The sequence below is a fragment of the Streptomyces sp. NPDC007907 genome, from assembly GCF_042959365.1.
Classification (GTDB): domain Bacteria; phylum Actinomycetota; class Actinomycetes; order Streptomycetales; family Streptomycetaceae; genus Streptomyces; species Streptomyces indiaensis.
On sequence record NZ_JBIBKR010000002.1, the window covers coordinates 520,766 to 541,738 of the forward strand.

The following is a 20,973-nucleotide window of genomic DNA, read 5'->3' on the forward strand; positions in this document are numbered from 1 at the left end:
TGTTCCGCCTCCTTCGGTGGCTTGCGGACCTGCGGGTTCAGCGGAGCCGGCGCAGGTAGGGGTCGGGGGCACGGCGCGGAACCAACCGCAAGCGCGAGTCCAGCGCGGTGACGCCCTCCGGTCGTGCGAGTACCGGGTTGAAGTCCGCCTCCGCGAGCTGGGGCAGGTCGCTCGCCATGCGCGAGAGCCGCAGCAGCAACTGTTCCAGCCCCGCGAGATCGAGGGGACGGGTGCCTTCACGTCCCAACAGCAGCGGCGCGCAGCGCGGTGCGGTGATCAGGCTCTGCGCGTCGAGGTCGGTGAGCGGGGCCAGCCGTGCCGCGTGGTCGGCGAGGACCTCCGTCGCCGTGCCGCCGAGCCCGAACAGGATCAGCGGCCCGAACACCTCGTCCTGTACGACGCCGGCGAAGAGCTCGATGCCGCGCGGGGCGAGCGGCTGGACGACGGCACCGGTCATGACGTGGCCGAAGCGGACGTCGAAGTCCCGGAAGGCGGCGCGCACCTGTGCATCGCCGCGCAGGTCCAGATGGATCGCGTGCTGGGCCGCCTTGTGCACGAGCCCCGGCCAGTGGGCTTTGAGCACGACGTGCCCGTCCGGCCCCTTGAGCCGGTCCGCGGCCCAAGCGGCCTCGTCCTCGGTCTCCACCCAGGCCCACGGCGACTGCGGGATGCGGTAGCAGCCGAGGAGTTCGGCACAGGCACGCGGGTCGAGCCAGCCACCGTCGGGGTGCAGGCGCAGGAACCGGTCGACCACAGCCCGGCCGCGGGAAGTGTCGACTTCCTCCAGAACCGGGACGGTGCCGGACGGCCGGGCCAGTCGACGGGCACGCTCGACCGCGTGGGCGAGGGAACGGGCAGCCGCCTGCGCGTCGGCGTAGGCCGGCACCCGCCCGTTGTCCGACGGAAGCAGCCGCACGGGCACGTCCTGGTCGAGAAGTACGGCGGCGAGCGTGCGGGCGCGGCGTGTCGAGGCATGGGTGAGGGCTTTGACCAGGACGTCGCCGGTGGCTGTCGCGACGGCGGTGGGTACCAGCACCACGAGTACCGCGTCTATGCCATCGTGGGCCGCCAGCCCGTCCACGCAGGCCCGCAGCTGCCCCTCGGAGACGGCCGCCGTCGCATCGACGGGGTTGACGGTGCTCGCGCCCGGAGGGAGCACGTCCAGCAGGTCGTCGACCAGCCCGGACGGCAGCGGGGGCAGCACCAGTCCCGCCTCCGCACACGCGTCCGCGGCCAGCACGCCGGCGCCGCCCGCGTTGGTGACCACCACGACCCGGCCGTCGGCGGGCAGCGGCTGGCTGTGCAACAGGGCCGCCGCTTCGAGCAGTTCGGGAATGGTACGGGTGGCGGTGACGCCGGCCTGTGCGAAGAGCGCGCGCCGGGTCATGGTCGTAGTGGCGGCGGCCGCGGTGTGCGAGGCGGCGGCTCGACGGCCCGCCTCGGTACGGCCCGCGTCGACGGTGAGGATGGGCATGCGACGGGTGACGCGACGCGCGGTCCGTGAGAACGCGCGCGGGTTGCCGAAGGACTCCAGGTGCAGCAGCGCCAGGTCGGTGCGCCCGTCGGACTCCCACCACTGGAGCAGGTCGTTGCCGCTGACGTCGTACTTGTCGCCGAGCGAGACGAAGCTGGACACGCCGATGCCGAGCCGCTGGAGACCACCGAGCAGGGCGATGCCCACTCCTCCGGACTGCACGGCGACCCCGGCGCTCCCGGGCGCGGGGTGGGCGGCGGCGAAAGTGGCGTCGAGACGCACCCGTTCCTCGGTGTTGGCCAGGCCGAGGCAGTTCGGGCCGACGAGTCGCATGTCGTGTTCGCGGCAGGCGACCAGGAGTTCCTTGGCCTGGCAAGCGTCGAGACCGGACGAGACCACCAGCAGAGCGCGGACACCGAACCGGCCGCACTCCTCGGCGACCCCTGCCACCTCCCCGGCCGGTACGGCGATCACCGCCAGCTCGGGGACTCGGGGCAGCGCGCTCACGGCCGCGTAGGCGCGGACGCCGAGGATCGACCTCGCGACCGGGTTGACCGCGTACAACTGGCCCGTGAACTCACCGGTGGACAGGTTGTGCAGCACGGCCCGGCCCACCGAGCCCGGCCTGCGGCCCGCCCCGATGACAGCGATGCACCGGGGGCGCAGCAGCGGCACCAGACTGGCCACGTCCGCGGCCCGGCCACGGCGCTCGACGCTCCTGAGGTAGTCCTCGGTTTCCTCCAGGGGGATGACGCAGTGCACCTCCGGACCGTCGAACCGCCGTTCCGTGTGCAGTCCCAGGTCCGAGAAGACCTTGAGCATCTCGTGGTTCTCGGCGAGCGCGTCAGCGGTGAAGGTTCTGACGCCCTGAGCGCGGGCGGCGGAGATCAGGTGCTCCAGCAGCAGCGTGCCCACTCCACGGTGGTGGCGTCCGTCGCCGACCGCCAACGAGATCTCGGCGCTCTCCGCCGTCTTTCCGGGCCCGGCCTGGTACTCGGCGATGCCGATGATCCGGCCACCGCGTTCGGCGACCAGCGCGTGGTAGCCGGAGCCGGACGGCTGGGCGATACGCGCCGCGGCCTGCTCGGCGGAGCGGCGGCTCACCGAGAAGAAACGCAGCCGCAGGTTCGCGTCCGACATCTCCGAGTACAACCGGAGGACAGCCTTCTGGTCGTCCGGCCGCGCGTGCCGTACGCACACCGTCGTGCCGTCGGTGAGGAGGGCGTGCACCCGTTCGACGGATTCCGGGGTAGCGGTCATGGCGTGCCTTTCGCCGGCGGGTCTGCACGTTCAGCCTGTGTCTCCGCAGCCCCCGATCCGATGGGCCGGTAGGGCACGGGGCGGGGCCGACGGTCCCGGCTCGGCTGTTCGGGCAATGGCTCGCCCAGCTCCGTCTCCACAGCGTCCGCCATCGCACGCAGGACATCCAGGGTGCGCCGCGCCTCCGCCTCGTCGACCTCGGTGATCGCGAAACCGACGTGCACGATGACATACGAGCCGATACCGGCACCGGGCGTGTAGTCGAGGCACACCTCGCGCCGTACGCCGCCGAAGTCGACGGTCGCCATGCGCAGTCCTGCCTCGGCACGCAGTTCCAGGACCCGGCCGGGGATGCCCAGGCACATCGCGCTCACCTCTCCTTCGCTAGCCGGGCCGCGGCCACCGCGGCCTGGCCGAAGCTGATGCCGCCGTCACCGACCGGGATCTCGTGCCCGACCAGCACCCGCAGCCCCTGGGAGCGGATCCGTCGCCGCACCTCGGTCAGCAGGCGGCCGTTGACGAAGCAGCCTCCGCCCAGGCAGACGGTGTGCGGCGCGCCGCCCCCGAAAGCGCTGCCTTCGACGGCCCGGGCGACGAGGTCCGCCGTGACACGCGCGAGCGTGAGGTGGAAGGCGGCCGCCAGGTCCCGCACCGGCTCACCGCTCGCCTGCCGCTCAAGCAGGTCGGCCAGCGTGGACGACGAGTCGTACACCCACAGACCTTCCGCCCGCACGATCCGGTGGGCCAGCGGCACCGCGTGCGCCATCCCCGCCACAGCCTCCAGACGCACCGCTGCCTCGCCCTCGTAGCCGACGGAGTCGGCGAGCCCGAGCAGGGCGGCGACCGTGTCGAACAGGCGTCCCGCGCTGGACGCCCGGGGGCAGTTGACGCGGCGAGCCACCATCGCGCGTACTACGGCGGCCTCGGAGGGGTCGAGTCGTTCCGTGAAGCGCCGGACGAGATCGAGGGAGGGGCGCGGCGTGCCCAGGGGTTCGGCGTCCAGGAGGTGACCCAGAGCAGTGCGGGAGGGATGGCGCACCGCCGCGTCGCCGCCGGGCTGCGGTGCGGTCGCGAACCTGCCCACCCGGCGGTATCCGCTCAGATCGGCGAGCAGGATCTCACCGCCCCACAGGGTGCGGTCATCACCGAGTCCGAGGCCGTCGTAGGCGACCCCGATGAAGGGACCGCTCACCTTGTGTTCGGCTGCTGTTGCGGCCACATGCGCGTGATGGTGCTGAACCGCGAGCCGGGGGAGGGGCTGCTCCCGCGCCCACTGCGTGGACAGGTAGCCGGGGTGCAGGTCGTGGGCCAGGACGGCCGGTTCGATGCCGGTGAGCCGTTTCAGGTCGGCATAGGACCGGCGGAACGCGTCGTACGCCGCTGCGCCGGACAGATCGCCGGTGTGCGGACCCGGGTATGCCCTGCCGTCTCCCGCCAGCGTGAAGGTGTGCTTGAGCTGGGCCCCGATTCCGGCGAGCGGGATCCGTGCCGGGAGGGGCAGCGGCGCCGGTGCCAGGCCGCGGGCCCGGCGGACCGTGATCCGCTGCCGGCCCTCGATGCGCACCACCGAGTCGTCGTAGCGGGCCCGGATCGGCCGGTCGTGGGTGAGGAATCCGTCCGCGACGCGGGTGAGCGTGCCGAACGCCTCGGCGTCGTCGACGGCGATCGGTTCGTCGCTGAGGTTGCCGCTCGTCACGACCAGCGGGCGGCCCACCGCGTCGAGCAGAAGGTGGTGCAGGCCGGTCGTGGGCAGGAAGAGACCGGTGCGCGGGACGCCGGGAGCGACCTCCGGCGCGATGGGCTGTCGTCGCCTCGCCGCCAGCAGCACCACCGGACGCGCAGGTGAGGTGAGCACCGCGCGTTCCGTGTCGTTGACCCGTGCCAGCCGGGCGGCCGTCCCGATGTCACGGACCATGACCGCGAACGGTTTCGACGGCCGGTGCTTGCGAAACCGCAACGCGCTCACAACACCGCTGTCCGTCGCGTCACACACCAGTTGGTAGCCGCCGAGTCCTTTCAACGCGACGATGCCTCCGCCGACGACCGCCTTCGCTGCGGCCCGCAAGGCATCAGCACCCCGCAGTTCGTCCCACGCGATCCGAGGCCCGCATGCGGGGCAGGCGACGGGTTCGGCGTGGAAGCGGCGGTCTGCCGGGTCGGCGTACTCGGCGGCGCAGTCCGGGCAGAGCGGGAAGCGGTGCATGGTGGTGCGCAGACGGTCGTAGGGAAGGCCCTCGATGATCGTCGCCCGTGGTCCGCAGTCGGTGCAGTTGATGAACGGGTAGTGATACCGCCGGTCGGTGGGGTCGTACAGCTCCCGCAGGCAGGTATCACAGATGGCCGCGTCGGGAGGGACCTCACGCGCCGCGGTCCGGGCGGGGCCGGGCGCGCTGCGCCGCACTCGGAAGCCTTTGCCCGGGGTGGTACGACCGCTCGACAAGGCGACCCGCCGTACGCGGGCCAGCGGCGGCGCCCCGGTGCCGAGGCGGGCGGCGAACTCGTCGATCGCCCGGGGATCACCCGCGACCTCGCCCTCCACGTGACCGTCCACGTTCGCCACCCAGCCGTCGAGGCCGAGGGCGTCGGCGGTGCGGTACACGAAGGGCCGGAAGCCGACACCTTGCACGGTCCCGAACACGCGAAAGGCCCGTACGGTCATCGCTCGCCCCCTGCCTCCGCGCCCAGGTGACGGAGGATCTCGTCCTCGACCGAGTCCGCGAGCGGTTCCACGGCTTCTGCTACGGCCGGCGTCAGCCCGGTGCCCAGAGAGGCATCGGAGCCCTCCACCGCGTACACGACGAGGCGTTCCGGCAGCCGGCCCAGAACGCGGGCCAGATCGACCGCCTCACCGAGTCCGAGACCGTGCGAGCTGGTCGTGGACGCTTGTCCGAGGCGCTCGGCGTCGAGCTCGATCCGGTGGATCCGTCCGGCGGCGCCCGGGTGCGCATGCGCCGCGTCCACCACGACGGCCAGCCGGGCGCCCTCCCACAGCCCGATCAGGCGGGCCGGGTCACCGTCGCAGACCGACACCACGGTGTTCGGGACAAGAGCACGGTCCTCGGCACGCTCCCGCAGAAGCGCGGCGACCACCGGGCCCACGCCGTCGTCGCGCCGGAACTCGTTTCCGACGCCGATGACGACGATGCGCGCAGACGACCCCATGCCTCCACGCTGACGGTCGCCCGACCGCGGTTCCAGGGCCGAACGGCCCTCATCAACGGGCCGGGCCGCCCCCCCCCCCCCCGCGCGGTGGACCGGGCCGACCAAAACTGGACACAGGGGCCCGTCGGACCTCCCCGATGACCGGGCGGCCGCCGCACCGTGCGGGCCGGGTCCATGAAGCTGACGGTTGGGAGCACCAGGAACTGCACCCGCCCCGTTCCGCCGCTGTCGCACAAGCTGATCGAGTTCGCCTTCGAGTCCGTCGTGCCGCACGACCGAGAGATGCGATCCGAGACGAACACACCGATCCGGTACGTGTACGCATTCGCAGAGAGCAACCGTGAGATGGCCGCCCTGCTCGGCGGCAAGACCCGCACCTCCGACGTGCCTCTCGCCCGCGGCGTGCCGGCCTCACCGGGCCGCAGCCGTCGGCGTCGTGGTGTTCGACTCCGCAGCCGCCGTGCGCCGTGCGGCCGCCGGACAGGACACCGTCCTGGTTCGCCGCGAGACCATCCCTGCGGGCGCAGTGAATGCGTGGACCACCCCCAGTGCCGCCCCGCCCGACAGCGGCTCCGGGGCCGCAGCCCAGCCGCGGCGAGACTGGACGCCGAACCGTCCACTCCCACGATCACGAGACCACGCACCATGGCTCCTCCGGGCCGACGCGTACCTCCAGGGGACGGCCGGGGTGCCGCGGAGGACGGGGACATCAGCCGCTCGGAACGGCGAGCGTGGCCTCGGTCGGAAACGGCCACGCCTTCGGTGACCCGCACGTCGCTTCCGGCGCGGCGCCGCGGACCGTGCCGGGCTGCACGACGGGCCCGGAAGCGTGCGAAACCTTCAGAGGCATACGGACAGAGGCCGCCGCCGGGTGTGGCCTCGCCTTCGAGGGGCGCCCCGGTAGGCGTCGACGCGCACGCCGACGGAACAGGTTCCTCGCGGGGCGGTCCGCACGGACGGCCGCACGGTCAGGCTGGGACCTTCGGCCCTTTGCTCGCGACCGCCGCCCGGTCGATGGTGGAACCAGTGGTCGAGGAGGGATCAGCGCCCTGTCGGAGGTCCGCTCATGAGCAAGCGAAGTGCTCCGCACGCGTCGGGTCCACCGCCGTCCCGCAAGCGTCAGGCGGCAGCGGGGTCGAACCCACTGAGGCGTCCGTCCGACCGGTTCGAATGCTGGTTCCGTCGCGTCCTGATGCTCGTCCTCGCTGTCGGGCTGCCGCTTGCCGCGGTCGGCGCGGGAATGACCGCCTACGGGTCCACGATGCGCACGGCGCACGCCCAGACCGCTCAGCGGCACGAGGTCACCGCCCGGCTCACCTCGGCAGTGGCAGACGACCGCGGAGCGGCCAGACAGCCGGCGGAGGTTCGCTGGACAGAGCAGAACGGCACCGTCCGGACCGGAACCACCCTGGTGAGGACCGGAACACCCAAGGGCGACATCCTACGGATCTGGGTGGATCGAGAAGGAACCATCACCGGTCCGCCTGTGACCGCGACCACTGCCTGGAGCAACGGCTTCTTCACGGGCGGGATGGCGGCCCTCGGCATGGTGGTCGGCGTCTGCGCAGTGCGGGCGGGTGTCGGCCTGGTCCTCGACCGGCGAAGGTTCGCCCAGTGGGATGCCGAGTGGGACCTGGTGGAACCACAATGGTCGGCGCGTTTCCGACGGTGACCGGAGGGCGTGCCGCGAGGTGACGCCACCGGCCCGCACCGGCACCGGGTGCCGGACGCTGTGCGCGCCGCCGGTACAGAACGCCACGGTCGCCGCCTTGCTCTGATCACTTTCCCGAGGCCGTGTGTGCAGCCGGCCGGCCCGGGCGGGCCGTCGGCGAGCCTGTGTGCCGAACCTGGACGGACGTCGTCCCCGCGTGGCGGCCGACGTCCGTCCGCGCTTCCCACGGAGGCCCGTCCTGGCATCGCAAACGCGGCCGATCATGCGGTAACGCACTATCGTGAGCCTCAGGCGGCGCCCCTTCCGGTGCGCTCGCGGGAACCGGTCGGAGGCGACGATGAGCGGGGAGCGGCCCGGGCCTCCCGAGCAGCGGCTGCCCAAACTGAGGCTGGACGAGCTGCTCGATGAGCTCCAGGCGCGGATCGACGCGGCCCGGGGCACCCAGGACCGCGTGCACAGCCTGCTCGAAGCGGTGCTGTCGGTCGGGCGGGAACTGGACCTGCCCCAAGTGCTCCGGCGCATCGTCGAGGCCGCCGTGGTGCTCGTGGACGCCGAGTACGGGGCGCTCGGCGTCATCGGCGACGACCGCATGCTCTCCGAGTTCCATACCGTCGGCATCAGTGACGAGCAGCGGAACAGGATCGGCGGTCTGCCCAGCGGCCACGGCATCCTGGGCGAGCTGATCCGGCACCCGGAGCCGCTGCGGCTGGCGGAGATCTCCGAGCACGCGTCCTCGTACGGCTTCCCGCCCCACCACCCGCCGATGCACTCGTTCCTGGGTGTGCCCATCAGGGTGCGCGACCAGGTGTTCGGCAATCTCTATCTCACCGAGAAGCGCGGTGCGGCGGAGTTCGACGCCGAGGACGAGTCGGTGCTGTCCACGCTCGCGGTGGCGGCGGGGGTGGCGATCGAGAACGCCCGGCTCTACGAGGAGGCGCGACTGCGGGAGCGGTGGCTGGGAGCGAGCTCCGAGGTCACCCGCGCACTGCTGTCGGGCGCGCCGAGCCGGGACGTCCTGGAGCTGATCGTGGAGCAGGCCCGGCAGATCACCGACGCCGACGTCGGGATGATCGCCGAGCGGGTGCCGGAGGAGAACGCGCTGCGGCCGCTGCTCGCCGTCGGGCTGGACGCGGACCGGCGCAGCGGCCTCGTGGTGTCCGGGCGGGACGGCTTCGTGGCCGCCGTCCTGACGACGACCGAACCGGTGGTCAGCGCGGACATCCGGGAGGACGCCCGGACCGCCCCGGACGCCGCGCAGTGGGCCGGGGTGGGGCCCGTCGTCGGCGTGCCGCTGGAGGCGGGCGGCAAGCCGGGCGGTGTGCTGTTGCTCGGCCGCGCCACGGGCCGTACGGCTTTCACGGACGCCGACACCCGTCCCCTGCTGGGGTTCGCCGGGCAGGCGGCGCTGGCGCTGGAGCTGGCCGAACGGCGCCGCGACGCCGAGCAGATCGCACTGCTCCGGGACCGTGACCGGATCGCCCGCGACCTGCACGACCTGGCCATCCAGCGACTGTTCGCGGCCGGCATGACCTTGCAGAGCACCCAGCGCTTCATCGACCACCCGGTGGCGGTGGAGAGGCTGTCCCGCACCGTCGACGACCTGGACGAGACCATCAAGATCATCCGGTCCACGATCTTCGGGCTGCGCGCGCCGGGCGGCACCCGGGAGGGGAGCGGACTGCGGGCCCGGGTGTCGGACGCGGTCACCGCCGCGACCTCGTCCCTGGGTTTCGCTCCGGCGGTACGGATCGAGGGACTGGTCGACACGGACGTACCCGGCGATGTCGCCGATCACGCCGTCGCGGTGCTGGGCGAGGCCCTGAGCAACGTGGCCCGGCACGCCGGGGCCCGCTCCGTGGACGTGCATCTGGTGTATGGCCAGGGGGAGTTGACGCTCACGGTGAGCGACGACGGGTGCGGGATCCCCGCGCATGCCGTGCGCAGCGGGCTCAAGAACATGGAGGAGCGGGCCGCGGCGCTCGGCGGCCGGATCGGGCTCGGCGAACGCCCCGAAGGCGGCGGCACGCGGCTGGAGTGGCGCGTACCGGTCCGGCCGGTGGCGGGCTGACGGGGGAGCGCCGTGGCCGTTGCCCGGCGATGGGCGGACGTTGTCGGTGGGGGACACCCGCACGACGCCGAGGCGCCGGCGTCGGTAGGGGACACCGCCACGGCGTCGGGGCGCGGCGTCGCATTCCCGCCGCCCGGCTCAGGGGCCCGGGCGCTCGCCCGCTTCCGGCTGCTCCAGCTGTGACGCCAGGACGGCGGCCTGGACGCGGCGCTGCACGCCGAGCTTGGCCAGCAGCCGGGAGATGTGGTTCTTGACCGTCTTCTCGGACAGATAGAGCTTCCTGCCGATCTCACGGTTGGTCAGGCCGTCCCCGATCAGCACGAGGATCTCCCGCTCCCGGGGCGACAGGCTCGCCAGTTCGGGGGCGACAGCCCGCTCCTCGGCCGGATCGGCGCGCAGCGAGCGCATCAGCCGGGCGGTGGTCTCCGGGTCGAGCATGGACCTCCCGGCGGCGACCGTGCGCACCGCCGAGATCAGGTCGGAGCCCTTGATCTGCTTGAGGACGTAGCCGGAGGCGCCCGCCATGATCGCGTCCAGCAGGGCCTCCTCGTCGTCGAACGAGGTCACATCAGACAGGCCAGCTCCGGCATCCGGCTGCGCAGCTCGCGGCAGACGCTGATGCCGTCGCCGTCGGGCAGGCGTACGTCGAGGACCGCCACGTCCGGGCGCAGCGCCGGGCCCCGCGCGAGGGCGTGCGCCACGTTCTCGGCGTCACCGACCACCGCGATGTCGGGCTCGGAGTCCAGCAGGTCGGCCAGACCACGGCGGACCACCTCATGGTCGTCGAGCAGGAAGACCCGGATCGGGCGCTCCTCGCTGAAGCTGCGCGGCTCGCTCATCGCGACCCCTCCTTCCCCGGAAGAGACACGGACGGCACCGCCCGTGCTCACGATCATCACCGGCGGGGGCCGAACGCACTAGGGCCGATCGGCCCCCGTCACGCCGATGGCGCAGGGACCTCCCGCCCCCGCGGGCCACGCGCCGGCCGCGGTGGTGGGCCGGTCGGACCCGGCCCGGGACCTGTGGCCTCTGCACCGCCACGGCCCGCCGGTGCGACCATCGAACCGAACCATCAGGCCGACCGCGGAGCCGGAGCGCATGCTTCCGGATCGGCCGAGCCGCCCGTGCCCGACGCCCGGAGGGGATGAGGACGATGGACCAGCCGCTGGTCGTCGGCGTGGACGGTTCCGAGGCGAGCCTGCGCGCCGTGGACTGGGCGGCCGACGAGGCCGCGCTGCACGGTGTCCCGCTGCACGTGGTGCACGCCTCGCTGTGGGAGCGCTACGAACAGGCCGTCTTCCCCGCCGACCGGGAGTCGGCGTCGGAACGGCTGCTCGCCGACGTCCTCGCGGTGACCGCGGCCAAACGGGCCCGGGCGCGCGTTCCCGGCCTTGAGGTCACCACAGAGGTCGTGCCCGAGGGACCCGTACGCGTGCTCCGCCGGGCTGCGGGCAGGGCCACGGCGCTGGTCGTCGGCTCGCGTGGCCGCGGCAACGCCGCCGAGGCACTGCTCGGTTCGGTCGGCCTCGCCGTCGCCGGGCGGGCCGACGGCCCGGTGATCGTGGTGCGCGGCGACCACGACAACCGGCCCGGGCACAGGCGGGGCCGGCCCGTCGTCGTCGGGGCCCCCGACAAGCCGGCGGACTCGCAGGCGGTGCGCTTCGCCGTCCGGGAAGCGGCCCGCCGCGGGGCACCGGTCGAGGCCGTACGGGCCTGGCACCGCCCCCCGTACGACGCGACCGACCGCTCCGGGACCACCGGCGAGAGCGCACGGGTGCACCGGCAGCGGGCCGTCGAAGCCCTGGACACCGGGCTGCGCGGGCCGGCCGCGGAACACCCGGACGTCGAGGTACGCCGGCGGATCGTCGAGGGACAGGCCAGGGCCGTGCTGCTCGACGCCTCGGCCGGCGCCGCCCTGCTCGTGATCGGCGCCGGACAGCCCCACGGACGCTTCGGCCTCCACATCGGCCGCGTCACGCACGCGATGCTGCACCACGCGGCCTGCCCCGTCGCAGTCGTCCCCGAGCAGGCGTGATCCCGGCCGGGGGCCGGTCGGCCCCCGGCCGGGACCCGGACAGCCCATGCGCCGACGCCCTCGTCCGACGGATGCTGGAAGAGCGCGTCGCCCTGGCACGACGTACCGACGGCGTCGTGGCGGTCGAGGACGAGTTGTCCTGGCAGCCGGACGACACGCGCCTGCGGTCGGACGAACGACTGCTGCACGACGTGGCCGCGACCGGCTGCGTGAACTGTGAGAGGAGGCGGACCGTCATGCCGACGAACGTGCTCGTCGCCTACGGAACGACGAACGGATCGACCGGGGAGATCGCCGAGGCGATCGCCAGGGTCCTGCGCAAGGAGGGGCTGACCGCCGAGGCACTCCCGGCCGCTGCCCCGCCGAGTGTGACGGAGTACGACGCCGTCGTGGTCGGTGGCGGCCTGTACGCCGGCCGCTGGCACAAGGACGCCCGCCGCTTCGTCCGACGCCACCGCGCGGCCCTCGCCGAGCGCCCGCTGTGGTTCTTCAGCAGCGGCCCGCTCGACCCGTCCGCCTCGGAGCGGGACATCCCGCCCGTGCCCTGGGTGAAGCGGGCCATGGCCCGGCTCGATGTGCGGGAGCACGTCACCTTCGGCGGCTGCCTGCGGGAGGGTGCCAAGGGCTGGGTCGCCCGGATGATCATCCGCAATGGAAAGGGCGGGGACTTCCGAGACTTCGAACAGATCGAGGCATGGGCGGCGAGGATCGGACACGAGCTGGCTCTTGCGCAACCCGTGTGACCCGTCACCGACCCACCGTGTCGACGGTCTTGGCGACCGCTGCTCCGGGCACGCCCACCGGCATGCCGGGAAGCACCTCGAAGACCCCGGCCAGACCGGTGTGCCGGAGAAGGCGCGGGAGGAAGGTGCCACCGATGACCAGTCGCAGCCGGCCGCGCCGTGCCAGCACCCGGTTGCGCGTCCGGCACAGGACTCCGAGCCCCGCACAGTCGATGAACGACACCTGACGCAGGTCCAGCACCAGATCCGGACAGGGGCCGGCGGTCGCCCTGTCGAGGCCGGCCCGCAACGCCGGTGCCGTGAGCAGGTCGAGCTCTCCGTGCAGGGACACGACGCGCGTCGTGTCCTCCTGAAGCGGCGGAGCGAAGCCGCCGGGGTCGCTGGGCATGGTCCGAGCCTGGCCTGCCGGGCGTGGCGCGCGGTAGGGCCGATCGGCCCCCGCCGACGTGGGCCGGAGGGCTCGCGAGGTGCGCGGTCCCGGCCCTGCGCCCCCCGCAATCCTGGCGAGCCGGTGGTCGGGGCCGACCGGCCCAAGCGCGTCCCGCCGATCCGCGCGAAGCTGGAACTGCTGTGCACACCGGCACATCACCCGGGCCTGTGACGCGCCGGGCAAGGAGCCGCACGGGGATGGCGTCCCCGACCGGGCGGCCCGACGATCGAGAGAGGTGACGCGCCATGACCGAACGAGCCTCGTCGCACGCCGCGGAAGGCAGCCCGAAGGGCGACCTCGGGCGGCGGATCACCCAGCGGCGCACCGAACTCGGCCTGAGCCGGCAGGAGACGGCCGCACAGGCGGGCATGTCACCGGCCTACCTGCAGTACCTGGAGGAGCGGCCGCCGGCCGACCCGGGCGCGGGCACCCTCCTCCGGCTGGCCGGTGCACTGAAGACCACCGTGTGGCACCTGACCGGTGGCGACACCGAACTGCCCCCGGGCCTGGGCCGGGCCGCGCGCACACCCCGGTTCCGGGAGCTGACCGAAGCGGAGTGCCGTTCCCTGCTCTCCACCCACGGGGTGGGACGCCTCGCCGTGCCCGCGGACTCCGGGCCGGTCGTCGTACCGGTCAACTACAGCGTCGTCGACGGCGGGATCGTCTTCCGCACGGAGCCCGGAACGGTCCCGGCCCAGGCGGACGGCCAACGGGTCGCCTTCGAGACCGACCGCATCGACGAGGCGTTCAGCGAAGGCTGGAGCGTACTGGTGCGAGGGCCCGCGACGACCGTGACGGATCCGGACGAGGTCGCCCGTCTCGCGGAGCAGGTGTACAGCACGCCCTGGGCGGGAGGCCGGCGCGACCTGTGGCTGCGTATCGAGCCCGTCGCCGTCACCGGGCGCAGGATCACCGTGGCCTGAACGCGTGCGCGCCCCGGCCGCTCACAGCACGCTGCCGCTGCCGTAGGGGGCGTACAGGTCGAGCAGCCGGACCCGCGTCGCGTGCAGCCGGTGGGCGACCACCCGGCCGACCCAGTCCGCGATCGCACGGCCGAACTCGGGGTCCCGCAGGCACATCGCCCGCACGGCCTCCGCGTCGAACTCGTGGGCCCGCACCGGACTCACCGCTTCCGCACCCAGGTGCCACACGTACGGCGCGAAGTGCCAGGACCAGCCGACCAGCTCGCCGTGCCCCAGGGACTCGACCACGGCCGCTCGTCGGCCCGGGATGTGCAGGTCGAGCGCGATCGTCCCGGTGCGCACGATCCAGAACCGATCGGCGCGCATCCCTTCGTCGAAGAGGCGAGTGCCCGTGTCGAAGGACACCTCGCGGGCCATCAGCATCAGCCGCTCGCGGTGCCCGGCCGTCAGGCCCGCGGTCAGGTTGGTGGTGGAGGTCATCGCTCGGCTCCTTTCAAGCCCGTGGTCTGCCGACTTCAGCCTGTGCCCGGCCCCCGCGGCGCACCACGGGCCGAACGGCCCCGGCAAGGGGCCCAACCGCCCCTCCCGCCGGGCCGCCCCGGATGCGACCGTGAGAGCGGATCGCACCATGCCGTGACCGATGGCGGTGGGAACGATGACGATGGAACTTCCCCTGGTGGTGGGTGTCGACGGATCCGACGGATGTCTGCCGGCGATCGACTGGGCGGTGGACGAGGCGGCCCGCCACAGGCTCCCTCTGCGACTGGTCCACGGCTCCCTGTGGGAACGGTACGAGGGCCGCACCCCGTCGGTCGGCCTGGACCGCCCCGCCGGGCAGGTGAGCGCCGATCACATCGTCGCCTCCGCCGCCGAACGCGCCCTGCGGCGCGGCCCCGACGTCAAGGTGTCCACCGACGTCCTCCTCACCGACGCGACGGACGCCCTCCTGCGCGCGGGCGACAACGCCACCGCGCTGATCACCGGCTCGCGCGGCCGCGGCGAACTGAAGGGACTCCTGCTGGGTTCCGTCGGTCTGACCGTCGCGGCACGCGCCCACTGCCCGGTCGTGGTGGTCCGCGGCGACAAGGCCGGCCTGGCCGGCACCCACCAGCGGATCCTCCTCGGCGTCGGCGGGCCCTCCACCAGCGCAGAAGCCGTGCGTTTCGCCTTCCGTGAGGCCGAGGTCCGAGGCGGTGTCCTGGACGCGGTCCGGACATGGCGCCGCGCCGCGCACGCGACCCCCGACGAGTCCGAGCGGGAGCACGAGGAGCGGGCCCATGCGGAGCTGGAGGAGCTGCTCGGCGCCGCCACGGCCGAGCACCCCGCTGTCCGGGTGCATCGCACCGCGCTCGAGGGCCCGGCCCGCAAGGTCCTCGTGCACCGCTCGGCCGCGGCCGACCTGGTCGTCGTCGGAGCACGACGCCGCCAGGGCCGCTTCGGGCTCCAGCTGGGCATGGTGGCCCACACGCTGCTGCACCACGCAGCGTGTCCGGTCGCCGTGGTGCCGCAAGGGCTCTCACGGGAGCCGCTCGCCTGAGGGAGGACGCGCCGCGTGGCTCTCACGGACCGGTGAGAACGCCCGCACGCGCGACGCCCCTCAGGAGTGCCGCAGACATCCCTCGGGCAGAGCGGCGCCGGCGCCGCACAGGTGCTCGATGGCGGCGGCGAGGGAACGGCAGTCGAAGAGCGCCGAGTGCTCCTGCCCGCCCCCCGGCCGGGCCAGGCCGAGCACCTGCCACAGGCGGCCGACGTTCACCGCCTCCGTCCGTGGCGCGAGGGAGTTCAGCCAGGGGCGGATGTCGAGGAAGTGGGCGCCCAGGAAGCCGTTCCCGACCTCTTCGCCACGGGCGCGCGCCCAGCCGAGGTTCTCCCCGAGCACGATCATGTCGTTCCCGTGGGAGAGGACGGACTGCCCCCGGCAGAATCCCAGGAAATCGCCGAGCGCCTCGGCCGGGGGACGCCCTTCGCGGTCCACGCGCTCCTGGTCGATGCCAGTCAGTTCGGTGAAGTACGCCGACAGCCGCGGGTTGGCCACGGGCCGCACCAGCGCCTCGAACTCCTCGGCGACGGAGAAGTCCTCGCGCAGCCGCAGGGCCCCGATCTGCACGATCTCGCGCAACTGCCCCGGTGCCCCCCAGTCCTGCTCCAGCGCCCCCTGCCACGACGTGAACTCGAGGTCGAACACGACGAACGTACGCAATGCGTCTCCCTGGGGCGCCGGCTGCCGTCAGGCTACTCCCGGCCGACCGGCGACGTGCCGGGTGCGGCGCCCGCGTACGCGTCCGGGATCAGCACGGCGACCTGCGGGGACGTGCGCCGCAGAGGTGGCGGACGCCCGGGTGCCATGACGGACGCCGGGGTGCCGACAAGAGCCTCTCGACCCGCTGTTCGAGCTGTGCCATCGTGTGCGCCGGGCGGAGGTGAGGCGCGTGAACGGCGCGGACCCCGGACTGTTCGGTCCGGAATCGGTGACCTGGCAGCTCCACAGCGACCCCATGATGTGGATCGCGGGCGTCCGGGCGCTCCACCTCCAAGCCCTGCATCCGCGCGCCGTACGCGGCGTCATACAGAACTCCGACTTCCGGCGCGACGCCTGGGGCAGGCTGATGCGCACCGCGAGTTTCGTGGGAACGACGACGTACGGCACCACCGAGGAGGCCGAACGCGCCGGTGCCCGCGTCCGGAGGATCCACCGCACGCTGAGTGCGACCGACCCGGACACCGGCGAGCGCTACGCCCTCGACGAACCCGCCCTGCTGCTGTGGGTGCACTGCGCCGAGATCGACTCGTACCTGCACGTCGCGCGCCGCTCCGGATTGCGCCTCACCGACGCCGAGGCCGACCGGTACATCGCCGAACACCGGCAGAGCGCACGCCTGGTGGGCCTCGACCCCGACGCCGCACCCGGCGACCGGGCCGAGATGGCCGCCTACTTCGAGAAGGTGCGCCCCGACCTGGCCGCGGGACCCGAGGCACGCGCAGTGGACGACTTCCTGCTCCGCCCGCCGACGCACCCCCTCCTCGTACCGGCGCGCGAAGTGCTGTGGCGGCGCGTGGCGCAATTGGCGTACGCCTCCCTGCCGCCGTACGCCCACGAGTTGTACGGCAGACCCGCCCCCGCGCCCGCCACCGTCACCCGCCGACTGCGCCTCGCGGGCCTCCTGCTGCGCGGCATTCCCGCACGTGCGCGCTGGCAACTCCCGCCCAAACACATTCTGCGGGCCATGGCGAGGCTCGGCCCCGACGCGCGTCCGGCACCGTACAAACTCGGACGATAGGCCGCCATACTGGGTGGGCCGAGGGGCGGGCGGACAGCTACCGGGGGGAGCGTCGCGCGAGATGGGGGACAGCAGGCTCATCCAGGGCCGGTACCGGCTGCTCGATCTGATCGGGCGCGGCGGCATGGGCGAGGTGTGGCGGGCACGGGACGAGTCCCTGGGCCGGCACGTCGCCGTCAAGTGCCTCAAACCGCTGGGCCCGAACCACGACCACGCCTTCACCCGGGTGCTCCGGGAGCGGTTCCGCCGCGAGGCCCGGGTGGCTGCCGCGCTGCAGCACCGGGGCATCACGGTCGTGCACGACTTCGGCGAGTCCGACGGCGTCCTCCACCTCGTGATGGAGCTGCTGGACGGCCGCAACCTCAGCCAGCTCCTGGAGGACAACAAGCAGCACCCGCTGCCGGTCGCGGAGGTCGAGGAGATCGCCGAGCAGGTCGCCGCCGCCCTCGCCTACTGCCACGAACAGGGCATCGTGCACCGGGACCTGAAGCCGGCCAACATCGTGCGGCTCGGTGACGGCACCGTGAAGATCTGCGACTTCGGCATAGCCCGGCTCGGCCACGACATCGGCTTCACCTCGCGGCTGACCGGCACCGGCATCGCCATGGGCACCCCGCACTACATGTCCCCGGAGCAGATCGGCGGCACCGAGGTCGACCAGCGCAGCGACCTGTACTCGTTCGGCTGCGTGCTGTACGAGATCGCCACCGGCGTACCGCCGTTCGACCTCGGCGACGCCTGGGCGATCCTCGTCGGCCACCGCGACACCCCGCCCCGCCCGCCGCGCGAGCACCGCGCCGACCTGCCGGAACATCTGGAGCGGATCATCCTCGACCTGCTCGCCAAGGAGCCCGGGCAACGCCCCGGCGACGCCCGCGAGCTGGCCCGGCGGATCAGCGCCCACCGGGCCGCTCCGGCGTACGCGCCCGCCGCGGCGGCCCGCCCGGCACCCGGCGTGCCCGCCGGCGCGGCCCGGCTGCCGTCCTGGACGCGGGGCATGACCACCGGCCGCAAGGCGACCGGCACGGCACTGCGCACCGCACCGCCGGACCCCGCCTCGGGACTGTCCGGCGAGTGGATCGCACGGCCCGCCACCGGCCCCGTCGTCGAGCCCGTCCCCGCCGAGCGGCCCGCCCCGCCCACCGAGGTCCTGACCGCCCTGGCCGGGCGGCACAACGCGGGCCTGAGCCTCGGCCGGCTCGGCCGCTGGACGGAGGCGGGCGAGGTGCACCGGGCCGTCGCCGCCGAACGCGAACACCTCCTCGGGCCCGACCACCCCGACACCCTCGCCAGCCGCTACGAGGTCGCCTTCACGCTCAGCCGCACCGGCCGCGCCGCGGACGCCCTGCGCGAGTACAAGCACGTCACCGGGGCCAGGATCCGCACCCTCGGCGCCGATCACCCCGACACCCTCGCCGCCCGCCAGGAGATGGCGTACGTGCTCGGCCAGCTGGGCCGCCCCTTCGACGCCCACCGCGTCTACACGGCCGTGCTCACCGCCCGCGAGCACCTCATGGGCCCCGACCACCCCGACACCCTGCGCTGCCGCCACAACCTCGCCTTCAACCTCAGCCGTCTCGGCCGCCTGGAGGACTCGTACCGGATGGCCCGCGAGGTGGCCGCCGCCCGTGCCCGCGTGCTCGGCCCGGACCACCCCGACACGCTCGTCACCCGGTACGAAGTCGCCTACACCCTCGGGCAGCTGGGCCGTTGGTCCGAGGCCCTGGAGATCTACCGCGACGTCGCCGAGGCCCGTGGCCGCGCCCTCGGCCCGGACCACCCCGACACGCTCGCCGCCCGGCACGAGACCGGCATCAGCCTGGGCCGCCTGGGCCGCGGCACCGAAGCCCTCGACCTCTACACCGACCTGGTCGCGGACCGCACCCGCAGCCAGGGCGCCACCCACCCGGAGACGCTGCGCGCCCGCCACGGCCGCTGCGTCAACCTCGGCCGGCTCGGCCGCTGGGAGGAGGCCCTCGCCGAGTCCCGCGACGTGGCCTGGCTCCGTGAGCAGGTCCTCGGCCCCGACCACCCCGACACCCTGGTCAGCCGCCGCGAGGTCGCCGTCGGCCTCGGCTGGCTGGGCCGCTGGCCCGACGCGCTCGCCGCGTACCGGCACGTGGCCGCCGCCCGCGAACGCGTCCTCGGCCCCGGCCACCCCGACACCCTCACCAGCCGCAACGACGAGGCCCACTGCCTCGAACAGCTCGGCCGCGGCACCGAGGCCATGGCGCTGTACCGGAGAGTCGCCGCCCTGCGGGAGCAGCGGGCCGCGGCCGGACGCTGACCCCGGCGGGACGGGCGGGCGCCGTCTGGCCGATCCGGATCACCCCGTGTTACGAAGAACCATGACCGCACCCGAGGGACCCCGCACCAATCGGACGTACGACGCCGTCATCGTCGGCGGTGGCCACAACGGCCTGGTCGCCGCCGCCTACCTGGCCCGGGCAGGCCGCTCCGTGCTGGTCCTGGAGCGGCTGGACCACACGGGCGGCGCGGCGGTGTCCACCCGGCCCTTCGCCGGGGTCGACGCCCGGCTGTCCCGCTACTCGTACCTGGTCAGCCTGCTGCCGAAGAAGATCGTCCGGGACCTCGGACTGGACTTCCGGGTCCGCACCCGCACCGTGTCCTCCTACACACCCGTCGAACGCGACGGCCGCGCCACCGGGCTCCTCGTCGGCGGCGGGGAACGGCGTACCCGCGAGGCGTTCGCCCGGCTCACCGGCTCCGACCGCGCGTACCGGTCCTGGCAGGAGTTCTACGGCAGAACGGGCCGCGCCGCCCAGCGGATCTTCCCGACCCTCACCGAGCCGCTGCCCGCGCGCGACGAGCTGCGCCGCCGCCTCGACGACGAGGACACCTGGCGGATGCTGTTCGAGGAGCCGATCGGTGCCGCCGTGGAGGAGCACTTCGACGACGACCTGGTGCGCGGCGTCGTCCTCACCGACGCGCTCATCGGGACCTTCGCCGACGCCCACGACCCCTCACTGAAGCAGAACCGCTGCTTCCTCTACCACGTGATCGGCGGCGGCACCGGCGACTGGGACGTACCGGTCGGCGGCATGGGGGCCCTCACGGATGCCCTCGCGGACGCGGCACGCGCGGCGGGCGCGGTCCTGGCGACCGGCCACGAGGCCCTGCGCGTCGCCACAGACGGCCGGACGGCCCAGGTCACGTACCGCACGGCGGAGGGAGAAGGCACCGTCGCCGCCCGGCACGTCCTGGTGAACGCCTCACCGCAGGCCCTGGCGGACCTGACCGGCGACCGGCCTCCCGCGCCGGCCGAGGGCGCCCAGCTGAAGGTCAACATGCTGCTCGAACGGCTGCCGCGGCTGCGCGACAGCGCCGTCGACCCGCGCGAGGCCTTCGCCGGCACCTTCCACATCGCGGAGGGATACGAGCAACTGGCCGTCGCCCACGCCCAGGCGGCCGCCGGTCACCTGCCCGCCGCGCCGCCCTCCGAGATCTACTGCCACTCCCTCACCGACCCGACCATCCTCGGTCCCGGCCTGGCCGAGCGGGGCTACCAGACGCTCACCCTCTTCGGTCTGCACACCCCGGCCCGCCTGTTCGAGCGGGACAACGACGCCGTGCGCGAGGACCTGCTGAAGTCCACCCTCGCCCAGCTCGACGCCCACCTGGCCGAGCCCCTGGCCGACTGCCTGGCCACCGACGCCGACGGGCGCCCCTGCATCGAGGCCCGGACGCCGCTGGACCTGGAGCGGGACCTCGGCCTGCCCGGCGGCAACATCTTCCACCGTGAGCTGAGCTGGCCCTACGCCCAGGAGGGCACCGGCCGCTGGGGCGTGGAGACCGGGCACGCGAACGTACTGCTGTGCGGGGCGGGCGCGGTGCGCGGGGGCGGGGTGAGCGGCGTGCCGGGCCACAACGCGGCGATGGCCGTGCTGGAGAACACCGGAGGGTGACC

General features: G+C 73.6%; 16 protein-coding genes and 1 pseudogene. 9 read left to right on the forward strand and 8 right to left on the reverse strand.

Translation table 11 applies throughout. The annotated features are described in order from the left end of the window. Positions 1-37: 37 nt before the first annotated feature. Genes ACFZDI_RS08385 through ACFZDI_RS08400 form a run of 4 tightly spaced genes read right to left on the reverse strand, consistent with a single transcriptional unit; the run spans position 38 to position 5,896 of the window. Positions 38-2,734: a GNAT family N-acetyltransferase gene (locus ACFZDI_RS08385; protein WP_391248707.1), complete on the reverse strand. Its 2,697-nt coding sequence runs from the start codon at positions 2,732-2,734 to the stop codon at positions 38-40. After that, positions 2,731-3,099 (reverse strand): HypC/HybG/HupF family hydrogenase formation chaperone, encoded by a 369-nt coding sequence (locus ACFZDI_RS08390; RefSeq protein WP_391249503.1) that lies wholly within the window; start codon positions 3,097-3,099, stop codon positions 2,731-2,733. The genes ACFZDI_RS08385 and ACFZDI_RS08390 overlap by 4 nt, the downstream gene beginning before the upstream one ends. Positions 3,100-3,104: 5 nt before the next feature. Then, complete coding sequence (hypF, locus tag ACFZDI_RS08395; protein ID WP_391248709.1) at positions 3,105-5,393, reverse strand: carbamoyltransferase HypF; 2,289 nt, start codon at positions 5,391-5,393, stop codon at positions 3,105-3,107. After that, on the reverse strand, positions 5,390-5,896 hold the full coding sequence (locus ACFZDI_RS08400) for a hydrogenase maturation protease (protein WP_391248711.1): 507 nt from the start codon (positions 5,894-5,896) through the stop codon (positions 5,390-5,392). The genes hypF and ACFZDI_RS08400 overlap by 4 nt, the downstream gene beginning before the upstream one ends. A gap of 1,192 nt (positions 5,897-7,088) precedes the next feature. Between ACFZDI_RS08400 and ACFZDI_RS08405 the strand changes: the two genes are divergently transcribed. Continuing rightward, on the forward strand, positions 7,089-7,568 hold the full coding sequence (locus ACFZDI_RS08405; RefSeq protein WP_391248713.1) for a hypothetical protein: 480 nt from the start codon (positions 7,089-7,091) through the stop codon (positions 7,566-7,568). A gap of 337 nt (positions 7,569-7,905) precedes the next feature. Then, positions 7,906-9,636 carry a GAF domain-containing protein gene (locus ACFZDI_RS08410; protein ID WP_391248715.1) on the forward strand — a complete coding sequence of 577 codons (1,731 nt, stop codon included), beginning with the start codon at positions 7,906-7,908 and terminating at the stop codon, positions 9,634-9,636. 138 nt (positions 9,637-9,774) lie between these two features. Here ACFZDI_RS08410 and ACFZDI_RS08415 read toward each other — a convergent pair. Then, a pseudogene (locus ACFZDI_RS08415) lies at positions 9,775-10,475 on the reverse strand (response regulator). A gap of 314 nt (positions 10,476-10,789) precedes the next feature. On the opposite strand from ACFZDI_RS08415, the gene ACFZDI_RS08420 reads away from it, so the two are divergent. Next, positions 10,790-11,671 (forward strand): universal stress protein, encoded by an 882-nt coding sequence (locus tag ACFZDI_RS08420; RefSeq protein WP_391248717.1) that lies wholly within the window; start codon positions 10,790-10,792, stop codon positions 11,669-11,671. Between the two features lie 236 nt (positions 11,672-11,907). Continuing rightward, entirely contained in the window at positions 11,908-12,414 is a 507-nt protein-coding gene (locus ACFZDI_RS08425; RefSeq protein WP_234846208.1) for a flavodoxin domain-containing protein, read from the forward strand. Positions 12,415-12,418: 4 nt separating this feature from the next. Here the strand turns inward: ACFZDI_RS08425 and ACFZDI_RS08430 are convergent, their stop codons facing one another. Continuing rightward, entirely contained in the window at positions 12,419-12,802 is a 384-nt protein-coding gene (locus ACFZDI_RS08430; RefSeq protein WP_391248719.1) for an anti-sigma factor antagonist, read from the reverse strand. 287 nt (positions 12,803-13,089) lie between these two features. On the opposite strand from ACFZDI_RS08430, the gene ACFZDI_RS08435 reads away from it, so the two are divergent. Beyond that, positions 13,090-13,767, forward strand: coding sequence for a pyridoxamine 5'-phosphate oxidase family protein (locus ACFZDI_RS08435; RefSeq protein WP_234846206.1), 678 nt, complete (start codon positions 13,090-13,092; stop codon positions 13,765-13,767). A 21-nt stretch (positions 13,768-13,788) separates the two neighbouring features. On the opposite strand, the gene ACFZDI_RS08440 is transcribed toward ACFZDI_RS08435, so the two are convergent. Further along, on the reverse strand, positions 13,789-14,247 hold the full coding sequence (locus ACFZDI_RS08440) for a cyclic nucleotide-binding domain-containing protein (RefSeq protein WP_391248721.1): 459 nt from the start codon (positions 14,245-14,247) through the stop codon (positions 13,789-13,791). Between the two features lie 181 nt (positions 14,248-14,428). Between ACFZDI_RS08440 and ACFZDI_RS08445 the strand changes: the two genes are divergently transcribed. After that, positions 14,429-15,304 (forward strand): universal stress protein, encoded by an 876-nt coding sequence (locus ACFZDI_RS08445; protein WP_391249505.1) that lies wholly within the window; start codon positions 14,429-14,431, stop codon positions 15,302-15,304. Between the two features lie 60 nt (positions 15,305-15,364). Here the strand turns inward: ACFZDI_RS08445 and ACFZDI_RS08450 are convergent, their stop codons facing one another. After that, positions 15,365-15,967 carry a 3'-5' exonuclease gene (locus tag ACFZDI_RS08450; RefSeq protein WP_234846204.1) on the reverse strand — a complete coding sequence of 201 codons (603 nt, stop codon included), beginning with the start codon at positions 15,965-15,967 and terminating at the stop codon, positions 15,365-15,367. Between the two features lie 295 nt (positions 15,968-16,262). On the opposite strand from ACFZDI_RS08450, the gene ACFZDI_RS08455 reads away from it, so the two are divergent. The 3 genes from ACFZDI_RS08455 (at position 16,263) to ACFZDI_RS08465 (ending at position 20,971) form a co-directional block, all read left to right on the forward strand. Then, on the forward strand, positions 16,263-17,045 hold the full coding sequence (locus ACFZDI_RS08455) for an oxygenase MpaB family protein (protein ID WP_391249507.1): 783 nt from the start codon (positions 16,263-16,265) through the stop codon (positions 17,043-17,045). A 61-nt stretch (positions 17,046-17,106) separates the two neighbouring features. Continuing rightward, a complete protein-coding gene (locus tag ACFZDI_RS08460) occupies positions 17,107-19,332 on the forward strand; it encodes a tetratricopeptide repeat protein (RefSeq protein ID WP_391248724.1) in 2,226 nt (741 codons plus the stop codon). Between the two features lie 61 nt (positions 19,333-19,393). Continuing rightward, positions 19,394-20,971 carry an FAD-dependent oxidoreductase gene (locus tag ACFZDI_RS08465; protein ID WP_391248726.1) on the forward strand — a complete coding sequence of 526 codons (1,578 nt, stop codon included), beginning with the start codon at positions 19,394-19,396 and terminating at the stop codon, positions 20,969-20,971. The last annotated feature ends 2 nt before the right edge of the window (positions 20,972-20,973 follow it).